Below are 26,125 nucleotides of genomic sequence, written 5' to 3' on the forward strand. Positions count from 1 at the left end.
ATCTAATTTTTATTGAAGTATTACTAATTTTTCATATTTCTCTGACACCAAATTACTTGCTGTAGCTTTTACAGTAAGTTTATAAACGTACACACCTTTACCTATTTTGTTTCCAAAATCATCCAAGCCATTCCAAGTAATATTTCTAGATAAATTACCTGTTGTTTGTACATTTCTGTTGATGGTTTTCACCAATTTTCCAGAAACCGTAAATATCTGAACTTGAACTTCTAAAGGCTCATTAGGTTTGTTATGATTGAACCAGAACTCTGTGTAATTTACAAAAGGATTTGGATAGTTTAAAACATTTTCTAAATTTAATATGGCATCACTAACAACCACAAAGTTTAACGTGGTTTCAGAAGAGTTATTGTATGTATCCCAAGCTTTAATTTTTAACGTATGAGGGCCAGTTTCTAAATCTCTCAAAGTATAATTTACCTTTCCTGTTGTAAAATCATTCAGTTCTGTTTGATAAAAATCATTTAGAATTATTGGGTTAGCAGTATCACCATCTAAAATGGCAACAATATCATGATCTACTGCTGTAATTGAAGTATTGATACCATTAGCATCAGACAAAACCGCAATTAAATTGGGTGATGCATTTGTGTTACCACCATCAATAAAAGACTCATCGTTCATAAATAAAGAAATCTCTGGCCCAATTGTATCTTCAGGGGCATTCTCATTTATGCCACCAACAGTAACATCAAAATTGGCTCCTGCTTTTTCTACTTCTCCATCTTCAGCATAAAAACTCAACTTACTTTTACCATAAGCAATTTTAATATCTTTTGGCACTACAAAATCGAAGCTAAATACACCATTTTCTACAGTTGCTTTTCCTCTAAATAGCTTACTGTCTTGTGTATCAAAAACCATTGTTACTCCAAAACCATCATTATCTAAGGTGTTTTTTTCAATTACCTTATCAAAAACAGTCGTAGATAATGTTCCATTATAATTGGTTAAAACCGAATTCGTATCGTCTGTAACCACACCTTCAAACTTAATTTTTGACAATGCTTTAATAGTGTCTAAAGATTGGGTAATTGGCACATCGTTCATTTTAGTAATTCTTACATTAGGCTTAGGGATTGCCAATTTCATGGCAGGATCTCCAAAAGAATAAATAAAGAATTTTTGTGTACTATTAAATTGATTTTTGGTTGTTGCTAAGGCTTCTGCAATTGAGTAATCTTCTCCGTTAAAAGAGAGTAAAACACGAATTAACTGCTCATTAAATCGCTGACCAGTAGAAATAAAAACCTCCCTAGTAGTTGTAATCATACTTGCAGCACCACCATCCGATTTTTTAAAAGTAATTTCACCTGCTGTAATTCTATTTGGATTGTCAAATCTTGAAAAGTCGCAAGTAACTGTAATTAATAAAGGAAGTGTATTTAAATTGTTAAAAGATTGAATTTGAGAAACATCTAAAATACGCTCTGAAGCAAAACCATCTTCTCCTCCATGACCAAAATAATCGAAAACTAATGTTCCTTTTTCAATGGCATTGGTTATGGCTTCATTCACTTCTGGATAACGTTCACCTCCTGAAGAGTTTTCTTGGACAAAAGCATCTGCATAAATTTTATTGACATTAAATACAGGCTTGTTATCCTTAATTTCATCAGCAATAGACTCAACACCTTGCTCAATAACTTCCTCTCCAACTACATCAATATCATCTGCCAATAACGTAATTGTATTTCGCCAATCACCAATGGCATCTTTACTGTAATAAGACAAAATTTTATCTACCACAACAGATGCCTCTGCAATTGTAGAAACAGGAATTCTACTGGATGCCACATCCACAGTATGTGAAGTAGACATTGTACCTTCATTGTCATCTAACATCACAAAGAAATCATCAGTAACATAAGAACTCGCCAAATTAAAACTTATGGTTGATAATTTAACTGGTACAATATTATTGTTCGCTGCAATTCGATCTTTATAATCGTAAGACGAATCACCAAAAAAACAAACGTATTTTAGTTGAGTTGAGGGTGATGAATTTGTGGTGTATAAATGCTTGATGAAATCTCTAATTCCTGTAATGTCTTTAGAACCCGATGAAAATTCATTGTAAATTTCATCTAACAACACCACTTTACCAACCAAATTAGAATTTGTTTGATGATAGTCTACCAATCTTTGTGCTTCATTTGCCAAATCTGAATTGGTAATTACCAAATAGTTGATGTCTTTTAAACCATGTAAATCTTGATTGGTTACTCTAGCATTTTCTACTGTTTCAGGGGTGTAAAAGTCATTAGCATCCAAAACAACATATTCTTTCAATTCACCTGCATTTGCATTAAAAGTAAAATTGTTTCCTGATGAAGTATTCTGAATCCTTTTTGGAGTAATAGAATTGGAAACATCCCAAACTTGAAAAGCATTCGCTCCATTTGTAATTTCATAAGATATAGTTCCTGAAGCAGTTGCCTGGTCAAAATTTCGAAACGAGAACTGAAAGTCAGAATAGCTTAAATTTTTGGTTCCTAGTACTTCTATATAATCTAAAAATGCATTTGCTGACGGATTTCCATTACTGTTATAGGTAATTGAAACCGTAATATTTTCGGAAGTATTGTTCAATGATGCACTTCTTTCTAAGGCAAATGCTTTGGTTAATGAAGAAGGATTTGTAGCTGGGTAATTTATGCTATATGCATCTTGCCCATTTACAACAACATCCATGGTAGAAGCCACTACCGAATTTGATACTCCTCTAGTTCTTACTGTAATGTTTTCTCCAGAAACTGCATTGGTAAAAGGAATTGTAAATGATTGGGTATTCTCAATATTAAAATCTTCGTTAAAAAACCATTGCGTACCTACTGCCAAAATACTTCGTTCTTCTCTTTCAAAAAAAGTATAATCGTCAAAAGTGGTAAAAGCATTGGTAGCCACTGATGAAATTGGAGTTTCTGCCTGAATTCTTTTTCCATCAGTTTCATTAACGGTTATAAAATAGTATGCTTTATCAGAATAGATATTCTGTCTATGTCTTGCTGTTTCATTGGCAAGATCCACTTCCCAATCATGAGGGCCTTTTGCATAAAATAGAATAAAATCATTAGTATCAAAAGAACCATCCTGTTCACCATCTATATAAATAGCATTTTCTTGCAGATCATCGTATCTAAAATCACTATTCAAAACAGGCAATAATTGGCCTCCATTACCATAAATATGAATTTTCTTCGGATCTAAATTATTGGTAGAAATCCCTATCTGCTGCAATAAATTTCTATCAATCTTAAAAACACCAGTAGTATCCACAGAAAATTTATACCAATCTCCACTAGCTAGTACAGAACTACTAACTTGAGCTATTGATTTTTGCATTAAAAACATGCAACTTAATAATAGGAATCCTTTTTTAATCATTCTAGATTTAAAAATAACGCAATTATATCTTAGTTATTTTAATAGTAACAAAGATAAATTATACTAAAGTAAAAATGCAATCGTTTATAAGATTATATGCAGAAAATGCATGCGTTAAAAATGTATATTTGCTTGTATAAAAGTATTTTTTTATTGTAAATTGCATCATTATATTAAAACCCTATCAATTTTAAATTAGATAATGAAAAACATATTTAAAATAACATTCATAGTTTTTGTCAGTTTACTTTTTGTGAATTGTAAAAGTTCTTCATCCAATAAATCTAGGTTAACAGGTTTATCTTTTAACGATCCTAAAAATGGTAATTATATTAGAGCCAATTCTTTTGATGGCCAAGAAACTCCATTAGGAATGGTTGGTGTAGAAGGTGGTTCTTTTACTATGGGACAAGTGCAAGATGATGTAATGTTTGACTGGAACACTACCCCAAATAAAATACACGTTCGTTCTTTTTACATGGATGAAGCAGAGGTTACAAACTCTGAATATTTTTTATATGTACAATATATGAAAGATGTTTTTCCTCCTTCTGAAGCGAAATACAAAAACATTTACAGCTCTATTTTACCAGACACTTTAGTTTGGAGAAAAAGTTTAGGAAATACAGATATCTTATCTGAAAACTATTTTCGTCATCCTGCTTATGCAGACTATCCTGTTGTGGGTGTTAGCTGGTTACAGGCTAACGAATATTGTAAATGGAGAACAAATGCAGTAAACTTAAAAACCTTAATTGACAAAGGGAACATTAAAAATATTTTTGATATTGATACCATAAGTAACTTTTTTGATACGGATGTTTTCTTAGTTGATGATTCTAAGTTATTTGACGGTGACACCACTGTTTATAAAAGAGGTATTGGAAGAACTGTAAGAAAACGTGGAGAAGCAAGACCTGCAAAAGATGCTTTTCAAGGAAGAAAAATTACAAATGCAGATGGTGTTTTAACACAACGTTTTCGTTTGCCTACAGAAGCTGAGTGGGAATTTGCAGCAAAAGCAAATGTAGAAAACAGAGAATACAATAACATTAGAGGTAGAAAAAAATATGCTTGGAATGGTAAATATACCAGAGCTAAAAATAAAAGAAACAGGGGTGATCAACTAGCCAACTTTAAACAAGGAAAAGGAGATTATAGTGGACCTTCTGGTTGGAGCTCTGATGGAGCAGATATACCAAATGAAATTAAATCTTATCCTCCAAACGGATTTGGTTTATATGACATGTCTGGTAATGTTGCAGAATGGGTTGCTGATGTTTATAGACCTATTATAGACAATGAAGCAAACGACTTTAACTATTTTAGAGGTAATTTATTTACTAAAAAAATGATAGATAGTAAAGGGAATGTAGTTTTTGCAGGCGAACAAGGTGGAGCTGAAATAGAATATGACACCTTACCAAATGGTAAAGTAGTACCAAGATATTTACCTGGTTCTATTAAATATGTACCAATTACCAAAAATGATGCTACTTTAAGAAGAAACTTCTCAAAAGCAGATAATGCCAATATTGGAGATGGAGATGCAAACTCAACCCGTTTTTACGAAGATGATGAAGATGAAATTGCTAGAAGACCTAGTATGTATAACTCACCAAAATCGCCTACTGTTGAAATAGATCCTGTTACAGGAAGAGAAGTTTTAGTAAACGATGATAAAAAGAGAACTACTTTAATTAGTGATAGAACTCGTGTTTACAAAGGTGGTTCATGGTCTGATAGAGAATACTGGTTAGATCCAGCACAAAGAAGATATTTACCTGAATATATGGCTACAAACTATATTGGGTTTAGATGTGTTACAGATAAATTAGGACCACTTTCTAACGGAAAAAGAAAAGCAAGAAATCCTAGTAGATAATTAATACAATATCAAAGAATTCAAACCTCATTGTTTTTAAATAATGAGGTTTTTTTTACCTTTATTTTATGGAAATAGCACAGCTTTACAACCTTTATACACAGCATTATTTAGTAAACACAGATACTAGAAACATTCGTAAAAACACAATTTTTTTCGCCTTGAAAGGTGATAATTTTAATGGAAATAGTTTTGCAGAAGAAGCACTAAAATTAGGAGCTAATTATGCAATTGTTGATGAAGAGGTTTATCAAACACAAGATGCCATTATATTAGTGCCAAATGTTTTAGAAACACTACAGCAATTGGCCAATTATCATCGAAAACAACTTAAAGCTACAATTATTGGTTTAACAGGTAGTAATGGTAAAACTACAACCAAAGAGTTGATATTTGCTGTACTCTCTAAAAAATACAAAACCATAGCCACTAAAGGAAACCTTAACAATCATATAGGAGTACCTTTAACCCTACTTTCAATGCCTATAGATACTGAAATGGGTATTGTAGAAATGGGTGCAAACCATCAAAAAGAAATCGAATTTCTTAGCAGTATTTGTGAACCAGATTTCGGTTACATCACTAATTTTGGAAAAGCACACTTAGAAGGTTTTGGCGGAGTTGAAGGTGTCATTAAAGGGAAAAGTGAGTTGTACCACTTTTTAGAGCAGAATAATAAAATTGCGTTTATAAATCCTGATGATAAAATTCAGGTTGATAAAACTAAAAATATCACAACAATTCCTTTTCTACCTAGTATAGCCTTAAAAGAAGCAAATCCTTTTGTGCAGTTATCCTATGATAATCTGGTTATAAATAGTAATTTAATTGGGACCTACAATTACACGAATATTGCAATTGCAATTACTATAGGAAATTATTTTAAAGTTAAGGATGATGTTATTAAAGAAGCTATAGAAGGTTATGAATCTACTAACAATCGATCTCAAATCATCAATCAAAACTCTAATGTAATTATTCTAGACGCTTACAATGCAAATCCATCAAGTATGAAAGTTGCCTTAGAGAATTTTCACGCTTTAAAGGCAGATCACAAAATTGTTATTTTAGGTGATATGTTTGAGCTCGGTGATGCTCGCTTAGAAGAACATCAACAGATTGTGAATATGGCTACCCAAATGAACTTTAATGGCTATTATTTTGTTGGAGAACATTTTTATCAAACTAAAGAAAATGAAAATCTCTTTAAGACTTTTGATGACTTTAAGAATGACTTTGAAAATAATATACCTAGTAATTCCTCTATTCTAATTAAGGGTTCTAGAGGAATGCGCTTAGAACGTGTTGTAGAGTTACTTAAATAATATTATTTTTATGATATTCCAATAGATTATCAATGGGTCTTTGAATAACTCCAGTTATTTGAAGGTTGTTTTTTTGAGCTACTTTCTCTAAAGTTTCTCTAAAATAATGGGCTATTGAACCAATGAAGTACAAAGGGGTAGTTGCATCTTTCTCAAAAGGTAGTATTCTATATTTAAAGAATTCCTGAAAGCCTCTTTTAATAATCTTTTTAATGTACTTCTCCTCTTTAAATTCAAACATAAACTTCGCAAAAGAAGCTAAATACATATTCGGATTTGGCATTCTGTAAAGATTCTGTTTGATGTAATCTGCATCTAAATTGAATTCATTTTCAAAACGCTCTGCCATAGGTTTAGGCATTTTGTTATAGTAATATTCTCTTAAAAGCACTTTTCCAAAATAATTACCACTAGCCTCATCCATTAAAACATAGCCTAAAGAAGGAGTATTCATTTGAACAGTTTTTCCATCAAAATAACAACTGTTAGAGCCTGTTCCTAAAATACAAACTAATGCAGGTTTTTTACCTGATGCAGCATACACTGCTGCTAACATATCTTCTGCTACATGTACTTTAGCATTAATAAAAATAGCTTCCATTACATCTTGTAAAATTTTAGATGGCTTAGGTGTTCCACATCCAGCTCCATAAAAATGAATTTCAGTAACCTCATCTTTAATATTGATAAGTTGAAACATATTTACAATTCTGTTGTTCAATTCCTCTTGCTCTACAACAGCCGGATTTAAACCAAGGGTTCTTACACGAAATACTTCATTTTTATTCGTATCCAATGCTATCCAATCTGCTTTTGTAGATCCTCCGTCTGCAATTAAAATCATAATACTGCTATTTTTGTCAAATATATTGCAAGTTATTTTAGTGAGCAATAGTATTAAAAACTTCAATCGTTTTCGTTATTATTTAACACAATTAGAACCTTCTAATATTGTAAATTTGCACTATAATTTGATATTTATGTTATTTTTTAAAAAGAAAGAAATTCCGTTAACCGAATTTTTCCCTACTAATTTTATTGATATACATTCCCACTTACTTCCAGGTATTGATGATGGTGCAAAAGACATTGAACAGTCTGTATCTTTAATACAAAAAATGGCCTCTTATGGAATTAAAAATTTTATAACTACTCCACATGTTTTAGGAGATGTATACCCTAATTCTTCTGAAACTATTTTAAAGAAATTAGAAGAAGTAAGAGCAGCCTTAAAAGATGAAGGTTTAACTGATATCAAAATGAATGCTGCTGCAGAATACATGATGGATGAACAATTTTCAGCACTATTAGAAAAAGATGATATTTTAACTTTAAAGGATAATTACATTTTAGTAGAAATGTCTTATTTCAGTCCGCCCTTAAATCTATTTGACATACTTTTTCAAATTCAACTAAAAGGATACAAGCCTGTACTTGCTCATCCTGAAAGATACAATAGCTACCACAACAACTTCGAAATTTATTACAAACTTAAAAAAGCAGGATGTTTGTTTCAGTTAAACTTACTTTCCCTAACACCTCAATATGGGGATGGTGTTACCAAAACCGCAGATCGTTTACTAAAAGAAAATTTATATGATTTTGTCGGCACTGATACCCATCATAAAAATCATTTGCATTTATTAAAAAGTATAAGTATTAAAAAGAACTTTAAAAAAATTAATCATTTATTAGAAAATAATCTAAAGTTTTTAAAGTAAGAAGTTATTTACTAAACACATTAGCTTTGAGACTTAAAATAGATTTCTCAATTCCGCTTGCACTATACTCGAATGAAAAGTAGTTTTATGTACACAGTTCTATAATTAAATCAATACCTAGCTGTCATCTCGACCTTGTGGAGAGATCCCTTCTGTTTCACTATTTTTATAATATTTAAAAAACAATAGGCACTCATAACTACTGTGTTTATATACTTACAAATCGAACAAAGAAAGTATTGTATATAGGTGTAACAAATCATCTGAAAAGAAGAATAGAAGAGCATTCAGTTCCAATTGAAAGTTCTAGGCAATTTACTAATAAATATAATTGTAAGTATTTAATTTATCATGAACACTATAACAGCATAGAAACTGCAATAAAAAGAGAGAAACAATTGAAGAAATGGAGTAGAGTAAAAAAGGAAACTTTAATTAAATCCTTAAATCCAGAATGGAACTTTCTTAATGATACTATTTGATTTATATATGTAGATTTCTCCATTCCGCTAAAAAGCTACAGTCGAAATGACAGGGCGTTTTATGTATCCAATTCTATAATTTAAATAATACCTAGCTGTCATCTAGACCTTGTGGAGAGATCTCAAAATTATACTTAATACTTACAAAGAGATTGCTCGACTCCGCTTGCGCTATGCTCGAAATGACAAGTAGTTTTATGTATATATTTCTATAATTTAATTAATACCTAAATGTCATCTCGACCTAGTGGAGAGATCTCAAAATTATACTTAATACTTACAAAGAGATTTCTCCATTCCGCTAAAAAGCTACAGTCGAAATAACAGGGAGTTTTTTTATTAAAATTTTAAAAAAGAATCTATATGTCATCTCGACCTTGTGGAGAGATCTCAAAACTATCATTTGACTCCTTTATTTGCCTGACCTAAATTTAATTCGAAGTAAGATTTATAAATTTACCTTTTTCGACATACTTTTATCATCTGTAGAAATTCAAAATTTATAGAATGTTTAGCGTCCAAAGAGCGCAGTGGTCTGGACGCGTTAATGGAATAAATTGTAGAATTTAAAAATGATAAAATAAGTCTAGATTTTTTTGATTCTTTTTTCATCAATGAAAAAAGACATGAAAATATTTAATTTTCTCTTTTACCTTGTTGCAAAAGAGACAAAAGAACAAGAGAATCCCTATGAAATTGCAAAGCACCATTCTTTTTCAGATTTCCATGCGTAGTGCTTGCGCACCGCAATTCCAATCTTTCACTCATTATTTCTTGGGATTTTCGAAGATTCTAATAATATTGTAAATCCCTTTCTTAGTAAGTACTATCTATCATCTCGACCTTGTGGAAAGATCTCAAAATTATCATTTAATTCTACTATTTGACTTGACTGAGTTTAATTTGAAGTAGGATTTATGAAATTACCTTTTTCGACATATTTTTATCATCTGTAGAAATTCAAAATTTATAGAATGGTAAGCGTCCAAAGAACGCAGTGGTCTGGACGCGTTAATGGAATAAATTGTAGAATTTAAAAATGATAAAATAAGTCTAGATTTTTTTGGTTCTTTTTTCATCAATGGAAAAAAGAAGAGAGTTAAAAAAAAATCTATCCATTCCACTAAACTGAGCTTCTCTCACTACTTTCAATTAAAATATCTTTTAATCTCAGTAATACTCGAAATGACATATAGTTTCTTCTTTAAAAGTGTTTCACTAAAAAAAGGGAAGCAATAATGCTTCCCTTTTTTTTATTCAATTAAGAACTAAATATTCTTTTATACCAAGGTTTGGTTACTTCTTCCAAATAACCATTCCCATAGCCATAACCATAGCCATAACCATAGCCACGTTTCATGTCTGTATCATTTAAAACAAAAGCCATATTTGGTAATTTTTTCTCTTCATATAATTTCTGTGGAACCACTAACATTCTCTTGTCTAAGTAGTTTGCCCTAGAAACATATAATACCATATCCGCATATTTGGAAATTAATAAAGTATCTGTAACTAAGTTTACAGGTGCTGTATCCACAACAATATAATCATAATCTCTCTTTACTTCTTCCATTAATTGTTTTACACGATCTGTCAATAACAATTCAGCTGGATTTGGTGGAATCACACCAGAGGCAATAATATCTAAGCCTTTGATCTCAGGTATAGAAAACTTTAAATCATCTAAAGTAAGTTGGCTATTCGTTATATAATTGGTAATTCCCTTGCGTTCGGGTAATCCTAAGTATTCTGTTACTTTCGGAGCTCTTAAATCCATTCCTAACAATAAAACTTTTTTATTCGACAAGGATAATGCTGCAGATAAATTAATAGAGATGAACGACTTTCCTTCACCACTAGTGGTAGAGGTAATAAAAATAGTTTTCCCCAGATTATTTGTATTTTCAGGCAACATGAACGCTAAATTGGTTCTAATTAAACGGAATGCCTCTGCAGTACTTGTTCTAGCATTATCACTAATTACAATTTTCTGCTCAGTTTCCGAATGCGGTACATCACCTATAAAAGGTACTGTTGTCAGTTGTTCAATATCCTTACGAGTATGTAATTTTGTATCTAATAAATTTTTGATATAGATAATAATAAAAGGTACAATAACACCCAATAATAAAGCCGCAAGAAAAATAATTTTCTTTTTGGGTGCAACCGGAATATCTGAACCATAGGCATAATCAATAATTTTTGCATTCGGCACAGTTACCGCCAATGAAATGGCAGTTTCTTCTTTTTTCTTTAACAAATACGAATACAATTCAGAGTAAATCTCTTTTTGGCGCTCAATGTCAATAATCCCTCTTTCAATTAAAGGAATGTTTGCAATTTTAGCATTTACTTTTCTCGCTTCTGCGTTTATTTGCGATAATTGTATTTCTAAAGAATTCTTTAAATTCGCAATGCTGGACAATAAGTTTTGTTGTAAGGTATTTATTTGATTTTGAATTTCAATCAAACGTGGATTTTTAATACCTGCAGTAGTTAATAAGGTGTTTTTTTGTAACACTAAGTCATTATAGGATTGAATGGCAGTAGAAATACTTTCATCTGTAAACCCTAAATTAGTAGGTAACACGTCATTGTCCTGCGCTTGAACCTGTAATTTTTTCTGTATCCAATCCGCCAAACTCAATTGACTTTTTAAAGTAACAATTTGTTGGTTATTTCGAGTTACCTCGCCTAAAGCCAACTCACCCTCTGTTGATAATCCAGTGATCCCAAATTTCGTTTTGTAATTCTTAACATTATCTTGTATCAAAGCCAAATCATTTCCTACACTGATTAATCGTTCTTCTATAAACTGTTTGGTTTTCTCAGAAACAATATTTTTATCAGCAATTGCATCCAAATTGTATTGAATGACCAATTCGTTTAATATATCCACCGCTTTCTGCTTCACAGGATCTGTTAACCTCAAATTTAATACACTCGAATTTTTATCTGCAGGAGAAACAATTATTTTTTCACGATATTCATCTATTACCTCATCTCTAATTAAAAATGAAACAAAAACTTCCGATTTAAAATCGAAATTTTCTTCAAACAAAATAATCCTAAAAGTACCAATTTTGTTGGAAACTGATTCACCAAATTGAAAAGTTGATTTGACTGATTTGTCCAAATTAAACAAGTTAAAATTAGACTTATCTAAAATCTGAACAATGAATGTTGTATCCCTTAATTCAAAATCTTGATTTCTATTTACAAATTCAACTCGAACTGGAGAATTCAAATATACTTCTGTTTGTTTCACTCTGCCTTCCGTATAAAACTTAGTTGTTAATTCCAAAGAATCAATAACAGTACCAATGATTTTACGGGATTTGATAATAAATATTTCATTATCTGTATTATTTGTCGAACCCGTACCCACAATCCCTAAATCGGCTACAGCTTTTAGCTCGTCAGAAATCCCTGACTTCTGATTGTCCTTAATCATTATAGTAGAAGAGACCTTATAGGAAGGTGTGCTGTAGCGTAGATACAAAAAGGCAACAGCAATTGCAACTATTGCTCCTAGCAAAAACCAGCGCCAATAGCGTAAATATTTTTCAACCTCCTCACGAATATTTACAGTATCCTCGTTTTCATTTTGAAAACTATTCAAATTATCTTGCATATTATCGGGTAATTAATGTAACTAAGGTGATTATGACACTAGTAATCGAGATAAATAATGAGGTATTTGAATTAGCGGAAGCCGACTGAATACGCGCATAATTTTGCTTTACATACACCACATCATTTTGTTGTAAGTAATAAACAGGAGATGTAAAAATATCTTTAGATAACAAATCAATTTTATATTGCACCTTTTTCCCTGCCTCTTCCCGAGTAATTAAAATATCATTACGTTGGCCTGAAATATTTAAATCTCCAGCCAAGGCTAACGCATCTAAAATGGTTATACGTTCATTCGGAATATTGTAACTTCCTGGTCGTTGCACATCGCCTAGAACAGCTATTTTGTAATTGACAATACGAATGTTAATATTTGGGTCTTTTACATAATCAGGATCCAATTTATTTCTAAGCAAGGCAATAACTTCATCTCTAGTCAAGCCTCCAATATTTATTTTTCCTAAAACAGGAAAATCAATCTCACCTTTAGTATCCACCAAATACATTTGTTGTTGAGCAACCCCTACTGCCGAATTCGTAGAAGTGGCGTATGCCACAGCTGATAAATTGAAAGGCTGAACTGCCTTTAAATCTTGGGCGGTAATATTAATTTGTAATAAATCGTCTGGTTTAATAATGGTTTTATAACTGTTAGAAACCTTTGATTGGTCTATTTCATCATTTTGAAAGTAGATGATTTCTTTTTTAGAAACACAAGAGCTTATTAGTAATACCGATACTAGTGCTATGATACTTTTCTTCATTAAATAGTTTTTGGCGAAAATAACAAATTTTGAAGTGATAGACCTAATTAATATCTAACTTTTCAAACTCGGAGTTATTAGAAATGTATTCAGGAACTATGGTTTTAATTAAACTTACAATTTCAGTATTTGACAAACTATTCTTATGCTTCTGTAAATTCTCAATAACATGTTGCACCCCTTCTTTATGAAATGATTGTGTTTTCGCAATCATAATTTTTTCATGATAGGTTTTTACGGTATTCTCTCCATTCGCGAGTAATTCCTCATATAATTTTTCTCCCGGTCGCAACCCCGTAATTTGTATGTCAATATCATCTGGATATGTCAAACCAGATAAAGAAATCATTCGTTTCGCCATATCAAATATTTTTACAGATTTCCCCATGTCAAAAATATATACTTCACCTCCCTGCCCCATTGTGGCCGCCTCAAGCACTAATCGACATGCCTCAGGGATTGTCATAAAATAACGCGTAATATCTTTATGCGTAACCGTTAAAGGACCACCTTTTTCAATTTGTTTTTTAAATAGGGGTATGACAGACCCATTTGAACCTAGCACATTTCCAAAACGTGTTGTTGTGAATTTTGTATCCGATTGTTGTTTGCTTAAACAGCTAATATACATTTCAGCAACTCTTTTAGTAGCTCCCATAACATTTGTTGGATTAACTGCCTTGTCCGTAGAAATCATAACAAAGCGCTCTACTTTATATCGAACCGCTAAATCTGCAACTTTTTTGGTTCCTAAAACATTAATTTTTATGGCTTCATAAGGGCTCTTCTCCATTAATGGAACATGTTTATATGCTGCTGCATGGAAGACGTTATGTGGTTGATATTTTTTAAAAACCTCTCGCATTCTCTTTTTGTCTCTTACATCTGCTACTAAAGCAGAAAAATTAAGAACACCATTTAATTGCAGTTCTTGTTGTAAGTCATATAAGGCAGATTCTGCTTGATCTAACAAAATTAAGTGTTTTAAATTATAACGACTTAACTGCCTAGAGATTTCGGATCCTATAGAACCAGCTGCCCCAGTTACCAAAACCACTTTATTATCTACATCTCGTTTTACAATAGGATTATTAATTTCAATTTTATCTCTCCCTAGTAAATCATCAATATTAATTTGTTTGATTTGATTTGCCTGTAAATCACCATCAATCCAAGTGACCAATGGAGGCACTATCTTTACCTCAACTTCTAAAGCTAACAAGCGATCTGTAATTTCCAATAGACGAGAAGGTCTTATTTTTTGGGTGGATATAATGACTTCTGTCAACTCATTTTTTTGAACAAACTCCTTGTTAATTTTGTCAAAGCTGAAAATCTTAATACGATCAATTTTTTTATTAATTTTATTAGGATCATCATCAATAAAACCTAAAATATCATAATTGTATTTTTTATCTCTATTTAACGCTCCGTAGGTAATAATTCCAGCTTCACCCGCACCATATATTAAAACATTTTTAATCGTATTTACTTCAGTTGAAATTACATCATAGAAGGCTTTAAAAACATATCTGCTGATAATTAAAATAAATACAGACACCAAATAGTGAATCACAATAATAGAATTTGGCACTGTAAAATAATTCAACTTAAAAAGTGAATTTAAAGCAACCAGAAACCCTAAAGAAATGCTGGCAATCGTTACCCCCAAAAAAACATTAAATGCGTCTTTCGTTCCTGTGTGACGAATAATTCCTTTGTAGGAACCTACAATGAGAAAACTAATAAAAGCTACAAAAGCTACAACAGGTATTTGAATTAGAAAGGTATCTGTATTAAAGTCTAAACTAATATTAAAACGAATAGTGTAGGCCAACAAAAAAGAGATACAAACTAGGATAACATCAATACATAATACCAACCACCTGGAAGCATATTTATTTAATGTTTTTAATAAGAAACTTCTTAGCATAATAGAAAATTGGCAAAATAACCTAAAGTGCGAATTTACAATATTTTTTAATATATACTTACGAGTGATACAAGGATTTAGCCTACTATTTTCTGTAATTTCCTGAAAATTATTATATAAGCGATTATAAAAACCAAAATCAATCCGAAAAATAATAACCACTGAACTTCTAAGGAAAGCTTATATGTTTTTAATATGATTAAACTAATACCAAATTGAAGAATAGCATATAAAAATGAAACTTGTAAATGTGTAAACCTAGTTTTATCTACTAATTTTTGATAGATATGATGACGATGTGCTTCAAATATACTTTCTTGAGTAAAAAATTTACGATACAAAAGGGTGTTACCTGCATCCGCTCCATAAACAATAACAAAAAGTAATATTAACGGAGATTCTAAGTAATACATGAAATACAATCCCGTAAAAAACACCAGAGCACCAATGGCGATACTACCTATATCTCCAGCAAAAAATAAAGCTTTCGTTCTAAAATTGTAAAATCCAAAAATCAAAAGTGCTATAATCGAATAAATTATTAAATCACTTTGAAGTAATTGCTCATTTTCATTTAAAAAATAGAATCCCAATAGGACTGATAAACTATACAACCCAGTTATACCATTAATACCATCCATAAAATTAAACATATTTATAATGCCAACACCAAAGAGTAGTGCTGCGCAATACATATAAATGGGTGAATAAGGTAAACCAATTTCTAGCAAAATAAGAAATACAGCAATGAATTGAAATGGAAATCTTATTTTAGAAGAAAGTGTATATATATCGTCTAAAAAACTAACAATCGCAATTAAGAAAATACCCAAGGTAAAATACGAATAAGTAAAATCATGAATAATATAAAAAAGTAAAATAGCAATTGGAAAAATAATTCCTCCACCTCGAACTGTGATCTTCGTGTGTGAGCTTCTTTGATTAGGCTTATCGATTATATTAAATTTAATTGCTAATTTTAAATAGACATAAGATAATACTCCCAAGGTTAATATAATGAATATGTATGCTTTCATGATTACAAAATATCTCTCATGCCTCTAACAGGACGATAATCTATCACACTTAAAATTTTACGATTAGAAAATGTTAAAGTGCTTGTTAATTTTTTGAATTTATTTGAATTGAAAGGAAAGATAGGGACTATATCACCAAATTTAGCCACTACACTAAGTAAATTTTTAGGTAATTTTCTTATATGTTTATTGTATTTATCTGCTATAATTGAATCTATTTCAGCTATGTCTGGATGATGACAATCAGTATAATTAAATACTCCACTTATTTGCATTAAATGTGGAATAACATTAGCAACATCCAATGCCGATATCAAAGAACGTTTCGCTTCTCCTTCTCCTATTCTAAAATAATATCCTTTTTGTATAGCCTTAATTATACTACTTAAATTACCAACTGGATTTTTTCCTGTTATTAAGGGCAATCTTAATATTACGATTTTAATATTATTTCTTTTTCCAAAATCAATCAGAAGTTCTTCCGCTTTAATTTTACTAAGTGCATAAGGAGTATCTCCTTTAAGTGGATGGTTTTCTTCAATTAATTCACCTGAATCGACACCATAAACAGCAACTGTGCTAATAAAAATAAAAGTTTTTAGCTTTTTTAAATTTAATCCATCTATCAAATTTCTTGTCCCTATAAAGTTTACTTTAAAAAAAGCTTCTTTTTCAAGCTCGGTTTTAGGGATGACATGTGCTTTTCCGGCAACATGTATGACATATTCTACATCAACTTTTGGTAATGTATCTTTTAGCAAATTAAACTGTATGTCCGACTCTTTATTGCGACCAGCCTTAATAATTTCATAATTTTCACTTTCTAAAAAGTTTAAAATAGTACTTCCTAAAAAACCTGAAAAACCAGTTAATAATACTTTTTCCATTATCCTTTAAATTGAAAAAACTTGGGTATAAGTCTGAAAAATGGATATAAAAACTTGTTGACTTTTAAATCATTTTTTTTAAAAGCTCTTATACATTCTACATTTTGATTATAAATATTTTTAAAGCTTTTATTTGTTTCACCACCTAGACGCATTTTCACCAATGGTTCCTGTAAATAAATAGCACTAATCTTATGCTTGTCAAGGAAACGTAACATGATTTCAAAATCTGCTGCTAATTTAAAGCTTAAGTCAAATAAGCCAAATTTATCATAAACACTTTTTTTAATATAAAAGGTAGGGTGGGCAGGGTGCCATCCATTTTTAAAAGGTTTTTGATTACCTGTAACCCATCTTCTAACAATCTTATTTATGTTGAATTGCGATACATAAAATAAATCTGCATAAACAGAATCTAAATTTTGATTTTTATTAAAGACATCAATAACCTTTTCTAAAGCATTCTGGTCACAAAACAAATCATCTGAATTTATTATTCCTATCACATCACCAGTTGCTAACTTTATCCCTTTGTTCATGGCATCATAGAGACCATTATCTTTCTCTGAAACAATTTTAGTAATTATATGATTATATTTCTTAGCAATGGATAATGTGTTATCTTGTGATCCGCCGTCTATTAAAATATACTCAACGTTTTTATATTTTTGAATAGCTACTGACTTAAAAGTAGTTTCTATAGTAGATTCACTATTATAACTAACGGTTATTATTGAAATTTTCATTAATATCTATAAAGTTTTATTAAGATTTGATAGACAGCATTACTAAAAGTTCGTTAAGGACGTCAAATAAGCTTTACCCAAATGTTTTATCATATTATTATTATATCCATAAAAAATTATTTTATTAGATTTAGCTGCTTGATAATCATTTATAGAATCTCCAATCAAACAAGTTTTCTCAACATTATAATTATACCTTTTCATTAATTTACTAACGAGATCTTTTTTTGGTGTAGGAGATCCATGTATAGAAATAAAATATTGATCCATACCCAACTCTCTATTTAAAAATCTCAACTCTTCTTGATCTGAACCAGAAACAACATGAAAATTATACTTTTTATGATTATTTTTTATAAACTCAACAGAATCTTTAATTAAGTTTTTTTTGTTAGTTAATTCTTTTTTCATTAAAATTGAAAATTTATTTGCATATTCTAGCACTGCTTCTTCCGTAATGGATTGTCCTAATAATTCTTCAAAAAAGTATCGAATCTTAACATACCTAGAAAGACCCCCATTTATTCTATGATAGTCTAATAATTGATCGACTAAAAGACGATCGTATTCTTTGAATATTTCTTCAAAACCCCAATCTCTTACATTCATGGAATCTAAAATAACTCCATCAAAATCCCATAATATTGTTTTAATCATACTCTCAATTTACCTTCTATATTAATTAATACTGCCTCTACCTTTGCTACATCTTCTAAAATATCAACAGCCAAAGAACTTCCTGAGGTCTCAACCATCTTTATAGGAATATTCAAATCGAAGAAGCGTAAAATTTCAATATCTTCAAATCCTTCAAAAACCGACTTTTCTTTTTGACTTCCGTATGCTTGGAGTTCCTCTTGGCTAAAAGCGTAAATACAAACTTGCTTTTTGTAATCTGGCTGAACGTTATTCTTAAAGTTTTTAATTCCTGGCACTGCCAATCTAGACATGTACAACAAATCATTGAACTTATTGGTTACCACTTTTGGAATATTCACATTATGTGGATTTTCATCAGAGGTTAAAGAACACATCCCATTAATCACAGACTTCATGTTGATTTTCTTAGTATTAATAATTTTCTGAATGTCTTTGTGGTTCAACAAAGGCTCATCTCCTTGAACATTCACATAAATATCAGCTTTGATCTGTTTAGAAAAGTCATAAACTCTGTCTGTTCCTGTAAGGCAATCAGAAGATGTCATTATAGCTTTGAATCCATGAAACTCTACAACCTCTTTTATTCGATTATCATCAGTAGCTACATAAGTATTGTCTTTACCTAAACATTTTTCTACAATATTAGCAACACGAATAATCATAGGAACTCCATTCAAATCTACTAAAGGTTTACCTGGAAATCTTGATGACTGATATCTAGCGGGTATAACTCCTACAATTTTCATTTTAGCAAGCTATAAATAGATGAGTGTTTTAACTTTTCATATTTTGAGGGAGTGAGTGAAAGTACATTAATCTCTTTAATACTTATTAAATCCAAAAATACATTTTGATTTTCTTGCACTAGTTTAAATTGACCTTTATTAATGTTGGTGTCATAACCATCAAAACCCACAAAATATATATTTTCTGCTTTTAAATTTATTGCTAACTGAATTGCTATGGCCAATGGTGAATCTTCCGAAGCTTTTGTAAAATCAATACTTGATAATTCGTAAGAATATGATTTAGTTTTTTTTGTAATTAAAGTTCCCATTTTTCTTGGATGTGGTGGATAAATAAATTTCTTATTTGATACATCAATTTCTTCTATAGCATCTAATAATTTACCTCCTTCAAATCCAACTAGGGCATAGTATTGATCATTTTCCACTTCCTTAAAGTTTGAAATGTATTTCAACCCTGTATGTATTACTTTTACGTCTTTATTTTGCTGTAAATAAACTTTTAAGGCTTGGTTATTTTCAAAAACCGAATTTCCTCCACCAACAATTAAAACATCTTTCCATTTTTCTTTACTTTCTAAGTTTGGGAGACTCAAGTTATCATCAACAAAACTTTTCTTATTATGCAGTGCATTTACGATAGAAGCTATTGGATACCTGTTCATTCCAACCCATTCCATCACTTGTTTTTGAGGCAAAGAATAAGCTCCTGAAAACATATATGGTAGATTAGTACCCCAGCCATATTCTTTTTTCATTTCTTCAAATAATGTAACTGTTTGACTTAAATCGCCAAAAGGGATACCATCATATCCTTTACTGTTTAAGAACGTAATAAGTAGTTCTGTCCTTAGGTTTCCTGCACCTCTTCCCATTCCTGTTATCGTTGCATCAACAATCTCACAACCTTCATTTATTGCAGTGATGGTATTAGCCAATGCCATTTCTAAATTATTATGACCATGGAAACCTAATTGAACATTGGTTTTTGACTTTACTAACCTGATAATATCTTTTACATCATCTTGAAAAACTCCTCCAAATGAATCTACCATATAGAAATAATCAATTATGCTATCCAAATCTTCTAACAAATCTAAAAAAGAATTATCTTCTTTCCATTCTGACATGTACATAACATTGAAAGCCACTTCAAAACCCATAACTTTAATTGCTTTTGCCAATTCAATTGCTCTTTCAAAATTTGCAGGATCAACAGCAATCCTGATCATTGAAATATACCCTTGACAAGGCTTTAACAATTCAGGTACATGTGATGCTCTGATGTCTTTTTCATTTAAAATAATAACCAATTTTTTGGAAGGCATCATTTGTTTCAATTCTTTCATCACAAAATCAGGGCAATAGAAATATTCACCTAAATAACCCTCTAAAGGAATACTCCTATAACCAACCTCTACATAGTCTATAGGCAGTGACTCCATTGAACTGCAGTAAGTCTTTACAAGTTCTCTGTCAAAATCCCAATTCGTATAGTAACCACCATCCCTCAGGGTACAATCTAAAATTTTAAAGGTTTTATTCATAATTATTTTTTTTATATTCTATTTTAATCCAATTATATAATTGATCTATAGTAAAAGCTCGATTTAATTTTCTAGTTGTCAAAGATGGAAAACTAAAAAAAAGTGTTTTGTCTTTTGTATTTAATAAGATTGATGAAGCTGATGAATTATTGTACAACGCTTCTATTAATATTGTCGATTTTCTAGCAAAACAAATATTGCCACAAATTGCTTCATTAAAATCCTTTATAATATTAACACCTTCATAATTATAATCTTTTATATCATCGTAAGGATGGAGCTTTATATGTAGTTTTAAATTATCTTTATTCAGTAATGGAATTAAATCTTTTATAATTTGATGATTCACCCATTTTTCTCTCGGTTCAGAAAAAAATACTATTCTAGCATTATCTGATTTTTTCGTTTCTAATTTAAATATAGTTTTTAATAAAGGAAAATCGAATTCAAATTTAGTTGTATTATATAACTTATTCAAATAATCTCTTGCTATTTTACTAGTGGCAAAAAACGTATCTCCTGTAAAGCATTTTGGAAATTTAAAACCATACTCTAATCCATGAGGTATACAAATTAGATCTAAATTATACTCCTTTGCAATTTTTTCTTCTATAAAAGCAAAGCGATCCAAATTATTTCCTGTGTAAAATTTTGAATAATTATTTAACTTGAAAAATAAATTTAATACATTTTTATATAACATAGTATGAACAATTCTTTTACCATAAAAGGAATTTATTAAATATTTAGATTCTTTACCCATATATCTTGTTATTAAAATTTTCATTTCTTTCAGTTGAAAAAATGATTCTTTTATTGATATTAAGACTAATTTTACTCTTGTAAGTGTAGGAATATACTTATATATAGAGTTAATATCATATGGATCTTCAACTATAGTGTTAATATTTAATTTTGTCATTCTATTTAAGCAAGAATTCCTTCTTGTTATAGCAATTGCACCAGTCATCTCATTACTTTCTTCAAAAGAAATTTTTAACATTAAGTATATTAAATAAACACTTGAGCTGAAAATATAATAATAAAAACAACCTAAATTTATAAGCTTATGGATATTCCTGCTGCCATTAAAATTTAAGTTGTGTTTTTTTGCGACCTCTTTAATCAAATAATAGAGATTAGGAGAACTTTTAGTAAGTTTTATTGATAGAATATTATTTTCTATTATAAAAAATTCAATTGCTAAAAAATTCTGTATAAAATTTATAAATAATTCATTCACAAAAAAGGAATTATTGTAATACTTATGCGAAATTTCATTTGAAAATTCATGAAATTCATGAGTATGCAAATCATCCAAAGAAAACTCCATATTATTCCATAAAAATTTGTCTTTAATAATAACTAACTTCATGATGTACTATTTATATATTTAAATTCTAATCTATATGAGAAAATAACAAATAGAGCCGTCATCAATATATTAGAAATTAATATAGAATAAGCAGCCATATTAATTCCTTGTGTATTCAAAAAATAATGTAGTACTATTAAATTTAATAAAGCACCTGAAGTATATATTAGTAATGCATATTGTGTTTTTAATGCATAGGATAAGTAAACACCATATAAGCCACCTAAAACAAACATAAACTCTGAAACTACTAAAATACTAAATAAATTAGTGAATTCTATATATTTTGACGCACCCATTAGAGTATAAATTAATTCTCTATAATAAATAGCAAAAGCAATAATTATAAGCATGGAAAAAGAAATTAAGAACCTTAATTTATTTATAAATTTACCATTTTTCTTTTTAATTTCTCTAAAATAAATCACAGGAAAAAACATCATAAAAAGACTTGAAAATACTTTAACGCTTAGCAAAACTCTAGTTGCGATAGCGTATTTTGACAGTTCTAAAGGATTAAAATTATCCTTGATTAAATATTGAGAAACAATATCCAAAGATAGCTTTACTAGCATTGAACCTAAAACAGGCAGTGTATAAAGTAAAATTGTTTTCCATCTTATTTCTTCTGTATCAAGTTTTTTATAGTTGCTATTTTTAAAAAAAAGTGACAAAAAGAATCCTATTCCATAACAAAAGAAAATATAGTTAGGATTTAAATGGTCAGTAAATACAAGAATACTTATTAAAATTAAAGTGATTAACGAAACAGTAATTTTTAGAAAATTGACTTTTTTTACTAACATTAATGATCTAAAGAGATAAAGCCTTTCTTCAAAAAATACAAAAAAAGCAAAGAATAAGGAGAAAATACTTTCAGTTAGATAATACGCTACAAGGGAAATTAAAATAAAAGCTAAGTAATTTATTTTTTTGACTTTACTTTTTAAAGATACATTCAGACCTGTAATATTAAACCTTATGTAACTTCTATACATTACTAAAGTAAAAACATAAGTCAAAAATTCTAAAACACTTTTATTATAATTAAAAAGACCCAATTCTTCTTTGGGCAATCCTTTATTTACAAGAATTGAGATAATTAAACCAATAAATGATGAAATAAAAAAACCTAAACCAAAAATAACGAAATCATAAAAATATCTTATTTTATCTTTATTATAACTTTGCAATAGTTTTTTATGAAGTCTATACTTCATTTTATTCTTCATTAATTGGTAATTTGTATTTATTACTTGTTAGATATAAACTTAGTAATTTTATAATTGCTACAACTATTGCTTTTAGTTTTATAGAACCTAATAATTTTTGGTAATTATACCCAAAAATTTCGTTACCAAAAATAGTACAGATTGTTATATTAAAATCTACATATTTAAAAATGGTTTCCCTGTCGATATATGTTGCATTCCTATGGTAAAAGAACAAACCTAGTTTTAAAAAATTTTCTTCATTTTTTATTGGTTGTAAATCTTTAGTTAGCAAATCATTTAGCTCTTCTAAACTTTTTGGTATATAGCAAACATTCTCATAATAATACCAAGAACATCCCAATAAAATTACTGGTTTACCCCAATACGAGGCTTCAAGCCCTATTGTAGAACCAAAAATAATTACTTTATCTGAAACATCTAATAAATCATACGAATTGATATCTTCAGAAGGGCTAATCACTGTCACGTTATTATAATCCTCTTGAAAATTATATAATTTTGTATGGTATTTATATTTTACGTTTTTTAAATTAGGGTGCACTCTTAAATAGAAATGAATTTCATTATTATCTTTATGTTGATTAAATATGTATTTCAATCCTTCATATTGACTTTCAAATAGTGCTAAATCTTCCCATTCTTTACCAATAGAGACATACTCATCTTCGGAAGAATTAAAAAGAATAATATTTTTCTTTTTCTCATCCCAATTATTAGGTAATTTTCCCGTTGTAGTTCCTTTAACGTATATTTTATCTCCAGCAGCTATACCGTTTCGTTTATTGTAATAAAATTCTTTTGCTAATTCTATTTTTTTGGATTTTAATAAATTTGGATCATTCCATAAATAATCAAATTTCCACCTATTTCCTTTAATACTATGTGGTAAGGTATTCTTAAATACTACTTTAGCATATTTCTTATATCCTATATTTTCAAATTCATAGAGATTTACTTGTATATTTTTTTTAATACCTAACTCAAAAACAGGTTTAATTTCATTAAACCTACCATTAAAACTAGATATTTCGTCAGGTTTTATGTCATCAATAACATTTTCAAAGGCATCAATTAATTGTTTAGACTGTAAAATTTGGTTTTGGAAATACTTAATTGAGTCATTGTTAATTTCCGGAAGTTGATTTCTTGTAAGATGAATGTAACTTGAGATAACGCCATAACCAATCTCTATATCCTTATACACATATTTTTTTACATCTTGCGCTTTTTTCAAAATAATATCTTCCTTCTTGTGACTTCCTTTATAATAATCTGAAAGCTGTAAAAATGTTATATCTTTACTTAAATTTTCAAAGATAATTTTTCTTGATTGGGATTTGCATAACTTACAAATTCCTATATTTCCTTTTGGATTTGACAAACAATGAGAAAAAAAACCTTCACACATCACAAAATAAACCTTTTTCCCTTCATCAATCATTGCCTTTTTTGCCTGATCTAATAAAACACCCAACATAGCTCCAGGTAAAGAAGAATAGAAGAAATAAATTTCTTTTTTCATTTTATTTAGTTTTTTGAGATTTTCATTAAAAAATTAATAATTATTAGATAAATAATCGCCAAATTTAAAGCTATATAAGAATAGGCGTTGTTTGTAAAAAACATTAAAGGCAAAGGTATTAAAACTCCGAAAGAAACAAAATGATGTAACTTCACCATTCCTTTTTTGGGTCCACGCTTTGCTACTATTTTATAAAAAATAACGGCAAAAATCAATGTAAAAAAGTACCCAAAGTCATATAATAGAGTTGCTACGACACCATTAAAAGTGCCATCATATTTATCTCCTAAATTTTTATAACGTAAATCTGCTAAGGAGGTAAAGCTTAAACCAATTCTATTACCTAAAAAAGAGATAATTGGAAAAGTGGACCTACCATACATCAATTTATCCACAGAATAATTCTTAAGAACTTCAAATCCGTTAAGGTTCCATTGGGAACCATAATCTAAGGTTGAGTATAAAACAGGATCTTGTATTGGACTACTTGAAGGTATGTAATAATATTTACTGAATCTGGATTCGGATATAATATTTAACAATAAAAACGATGTAGTAAAAATAACAGCAGTATATACCAACATTTTTCTTCTTATTTTTTTACCTAATGCACTGTAGCTGTATAAAAAAAAAGCAATATACATGAGTATGAATTGAATTGCTGCAGATCTAGATAACCCATGAAAACCTAATAAAGGTATATTTAAAGAAATGATAAAAAAAATAAAACTTTTTTTTACATTTCTTATAATTAAAAAATAAAAATGAAGACCTAATGCATAATAACCTATAGGAGATAAGAGGCGAGAAATAAATAGAGGAACAGCTCCAACCCATTGAATTAAAAAATCTCCCGCTTCACCTTCATTTTTATAGCTTTGTACATTTACAGATTCACTTAATAAAGCTCCGAATGCCTTAAAAGTAATAAATATATTAATTAGCGTAACAAACAGACCTACTAAAATCAATACTTTTGTAAGCTTATTGAAACTATTATAATTGCCATAAGGTATAATCGTTTTTAAATTACCATAATTTTTAAATCCATGAATCAGAAAAATTAAAATTAAAGCAGAAAAAAATAAAATAGAAACATCTGTTAAACTGTCTATATCTGGTATTTTGTTAATTAGAAAACCTAATATTAAAGTTGAAATAATAAATAATATTAAAAACAAAAACAATAAACTTTTATTTCTAACTAAAAAAAAAT

General features: G+C 29.5%; 19 protein-coding genes. 4 read left to right on the plus strand and 15 right to left on the minus strand.

Going from position 1 to position 26,125, the window contains the following annotated elements; all coding sequences use genetic code 11:
- Positions 1-9: 9 nt before the first annotated feature.
- Positions 10-3,366 (minus strand): type IX secretion system sortase PorU, encoded by a 3,357-nt coding sequence (gene porU / locus MED152_RS05530; protein WP_238559163.1) that lies wholly within the window; start codon positions 3,364-3,366, stop codon positions 10-12.
- Between the two features lie 244 nt (positions 3,367-3,610).
- On the opposite strand from porU, the gene gldJ reads away from it, so the two are divergent.
- Entirely contained in the window at positions 3,611-5,293 is a 1,683-nt protein-coding gene (gene gldJ / locus MED152_RS05535; protein ID WP_015480878.1) for a gliding motility lipoprotein GldJ, read from the plus strand.
- A 68-nt stretch (positions 5,294-5,361) separates the two neighbouring features.
- Positions 5,362-6,618, plus strand: coding sequence for a UDP-N-acetylmuramoyl-tripeptide--D-alanyl-D-alanine ligase (gene murF, locus MED152_RS05540; protein WP_015480879.1), 1,257 nt, complete (start codon positions 5,362-5,364; stop codon positions 6,616-6,618).
- Here the strand turns inward: murF and MED152_RS05545 are convergent.
- Positions 6,611-7,462 carry a hypothetical protein gene (locus MED152_RS05545; RefSeq protein ID WP_015480880.1) on the minus strand — a complete coding sequence of 284 codons (852 nt, stop codon included), beginning with the start codon at positions 7,460-7,462 and terminating at the stop codon, positions 6,611-6,613. The genes murF and MED152_RS05545 overlap by 8 nt on opposite strands.
- Before the next feature lie 136 nt (positions 7,463-7,598).
- On the opposite strand from MED152_RS05545, the gene MED152_RS05550 reads away from it, so the two are divergent.
- On the plus strand, positions 7,599-8,339 hold the full coding sequence (locus MED152_RS05550; RefSeq protein WP_041383406.1) for a tyrosine-protein phosphatase: 741 nt from the start codon (positions 7,599-7,601) through the stop codon (positions 8,337-8,339).
- 239 nt (positions 8,340-8,578) lie between these two features.
- Positions 8,579-8,821 (plus strand): GIY-YIG nuclease family protein, encoded by a 243-nt coding sequence (locus MED152_RS05555; protein WP_015480882.1) that lies wholly within the window; start codon positions 8,579-8,581, stop codon positions 8,819-8,821.
- A 1,261-nt stretch (positions 8,822-10,082) separates the two neighbouring features.
- On the opposite strand, the gene MED152_RS05560 is transcribed toward MED152_RS05555, so the two are convergent.
- The 13 genes from MED152_RS05560 to MED152_RS05620 all read right to left on the minus strand — a co-directional run bounded on the left by MED152_RS05560 (position 10,083) and on the right by MED152_RS05620 (position 26,090).
- The gene (locus MED152_RS05560; RefSeq protein WP_015480883.1) at positions 10,083-12,455 is read right to left on the minus strand and encodes a polysaccharide biosynthesis tyrosine autokinase; all 2,373 of its coding nucleotides are present in this window, start codon (positions 12,453-12,455) and stop codon (positions 10,083-10,085) included.
- 1 nt (position 12,456) lies between these two features.
- Complete coding sequence (locus tag MED152_RS05565; RefSeq protein WP_015480884.1) at positions 12,457-13,221, minus strand: polysaccharide biosynthesis/export family protein; 765 nt, start codon at positions 13,219-13,221, stop codon at positions 12,457-12,459.
- A gap of 43 nt (positions 13,222-13,264) precedes the next feature.
- Positions 13,265-15,154, minus strand: a complete 1,890-nt coding sequence (locus tag MED152_RS05570; protein WP_015480885.1) for a nucleoside-diphosphate sugar epimerase/dehydratase — start codon at positions 15,152-15,154, stop codon at positions 13,265-13,267.
- Between the two features lie 77 nt (positions 15,155-15,231).
- Positions 15,232-16,191, minus strand: coding sequence for a glycosyltransferase family 4 protein (locus tag MED152_RS05575; protein ID WP_015480886.1), 960 nt, complete (start codon positions 16,189-16,191; stop codon positions 15,232-15,234).
- A gap of 2 nt (positions 16,192-16,193) precedes the next feature.
- The gene (locus tag MED152_RS05580; RefSeq protein ID WP_015480887.1) at positions 16,194-17,078 is read right to left on the minus strand and encodes an NAD(P)-dependent oxidoreductase; all 885 of its coding nucleotides are present in this window, start codon (positions 17,076-17,078) and stop codon (positions 16,194-16,196) included.
- Positions 17,078-17,824, minus strand: coding sequence for a glycosyltransferase family 2 protein (locus tag MED152_RS05585; RefSeq protein WP_015480888.1), 747 nt, complete (start codon positions 17,822-17,824; stop codon positions 17,078-17,080). The genes MED152_RS05580 and MED152_RS05585 overlap by 1 nt, the downstream gene beginning before the upstream one ends.
- Positions 17,825-17,866: 42 nt before the next feature.
- A complete protein-coding gene (locus MED152_RS05590) occupies positions 17,867-18,481 on the minus strand; it encodes an HAD family hydrolase (RefSeq protein ID WP_015480889.1) in 615 nt (204 codons plus the stop codon).
- Positions 18,478-19,230 (minus strand): 3-deoxy-manno-octulosonate cytidylyltransferase, encoded by a 753-nt coding sequence (locus MED152_RS05595; RefSeq protein ID WP_015480890.1) that lies wholly within the window; start codon positions 19,228-19,230, stop codon positions 18,478-18,480. The genes MED152_RS05590 and MED152_RS05595 overlap by 4 nt, the downstream gene beginning before the upstream one ends.
- The gene (locus tag MED152_RS05600; RefSeq protein ID WP_015480891.1) at positions 19,227-20,777 is read right to left on the minus strand and encodes an aldolase catalytic domain-containing protein; all 1,551 of its coding nucleotides are present in this window, start codon (positions 20,775-20,777) and stop codon (positions 19,227-19,229) included. Before MED152_RS05600 ends, MED152_RS05595 begins: the two co-directional genes overlap by 4 nt.
- On the minus strand, positions 20,770-22,152 hold the full coding sequence (locus MED152_RS05605; protein ID WP_015480892.1) for a hypothetical protein: 1,383 nt from the start codon (positions 22,150-22,152) through the stop codon (positions 20,770-20,772). Before MED152_RS05605 ends, MED152_RS05600 begins: the two co-directional genes overlap by 8 nt.
- Positions 22,149-23,384 (minus strand): lipopolysaccharide biosynthesis protein, encoded by a 1,236-nt coding sequence (locus tag MED152_RS05610; RefSeq protein ID WP_015480893.1) that lies wholly within the window; start codon positions 23,382-23,384, stop codon positions 22,149-22,151. Before MED152_RS05610 ends, MED152_RS05605 begins: the two co-directional genes overlap by 4 nt.
- Complete coding sequence (locus tag MED152_RS05615) at positions 23,374-24,909, minus strand: hypothetical protein (protein WP_015480894.1); 1,536 nt, start codon at positions 24,907-24,909, stop codon at positions 23,374-23,376. Before MED152_RS05615 ends, MED152_RS05610 begins: the two co-directional genes overlap by 11 nt.
- 5 nt (positions 24,910-24,914) lie before the next feature.
- Positions 24,915-26,090, minus strand: coding sequence for an O-antigen polymerase (locus MED152_RS05620; RefSeq protein WP_238559164.1), 1,176 nt, complete (start codon positions 26,088-26,090; stop codon positions 24,915-24,917).
- Between the last annotated feature and the right edge of the window lie 35 nt (positions 26,091-26,125).

It is taken from the genome of Polaribacter sp. MED152 (assembly GCF_000152945.2).
Classification (GTDB): Bacteria; Bacteroidota; Bacteroidia; order Flavobacteriales; family Flavobacteriaceae; genus Polaribacter.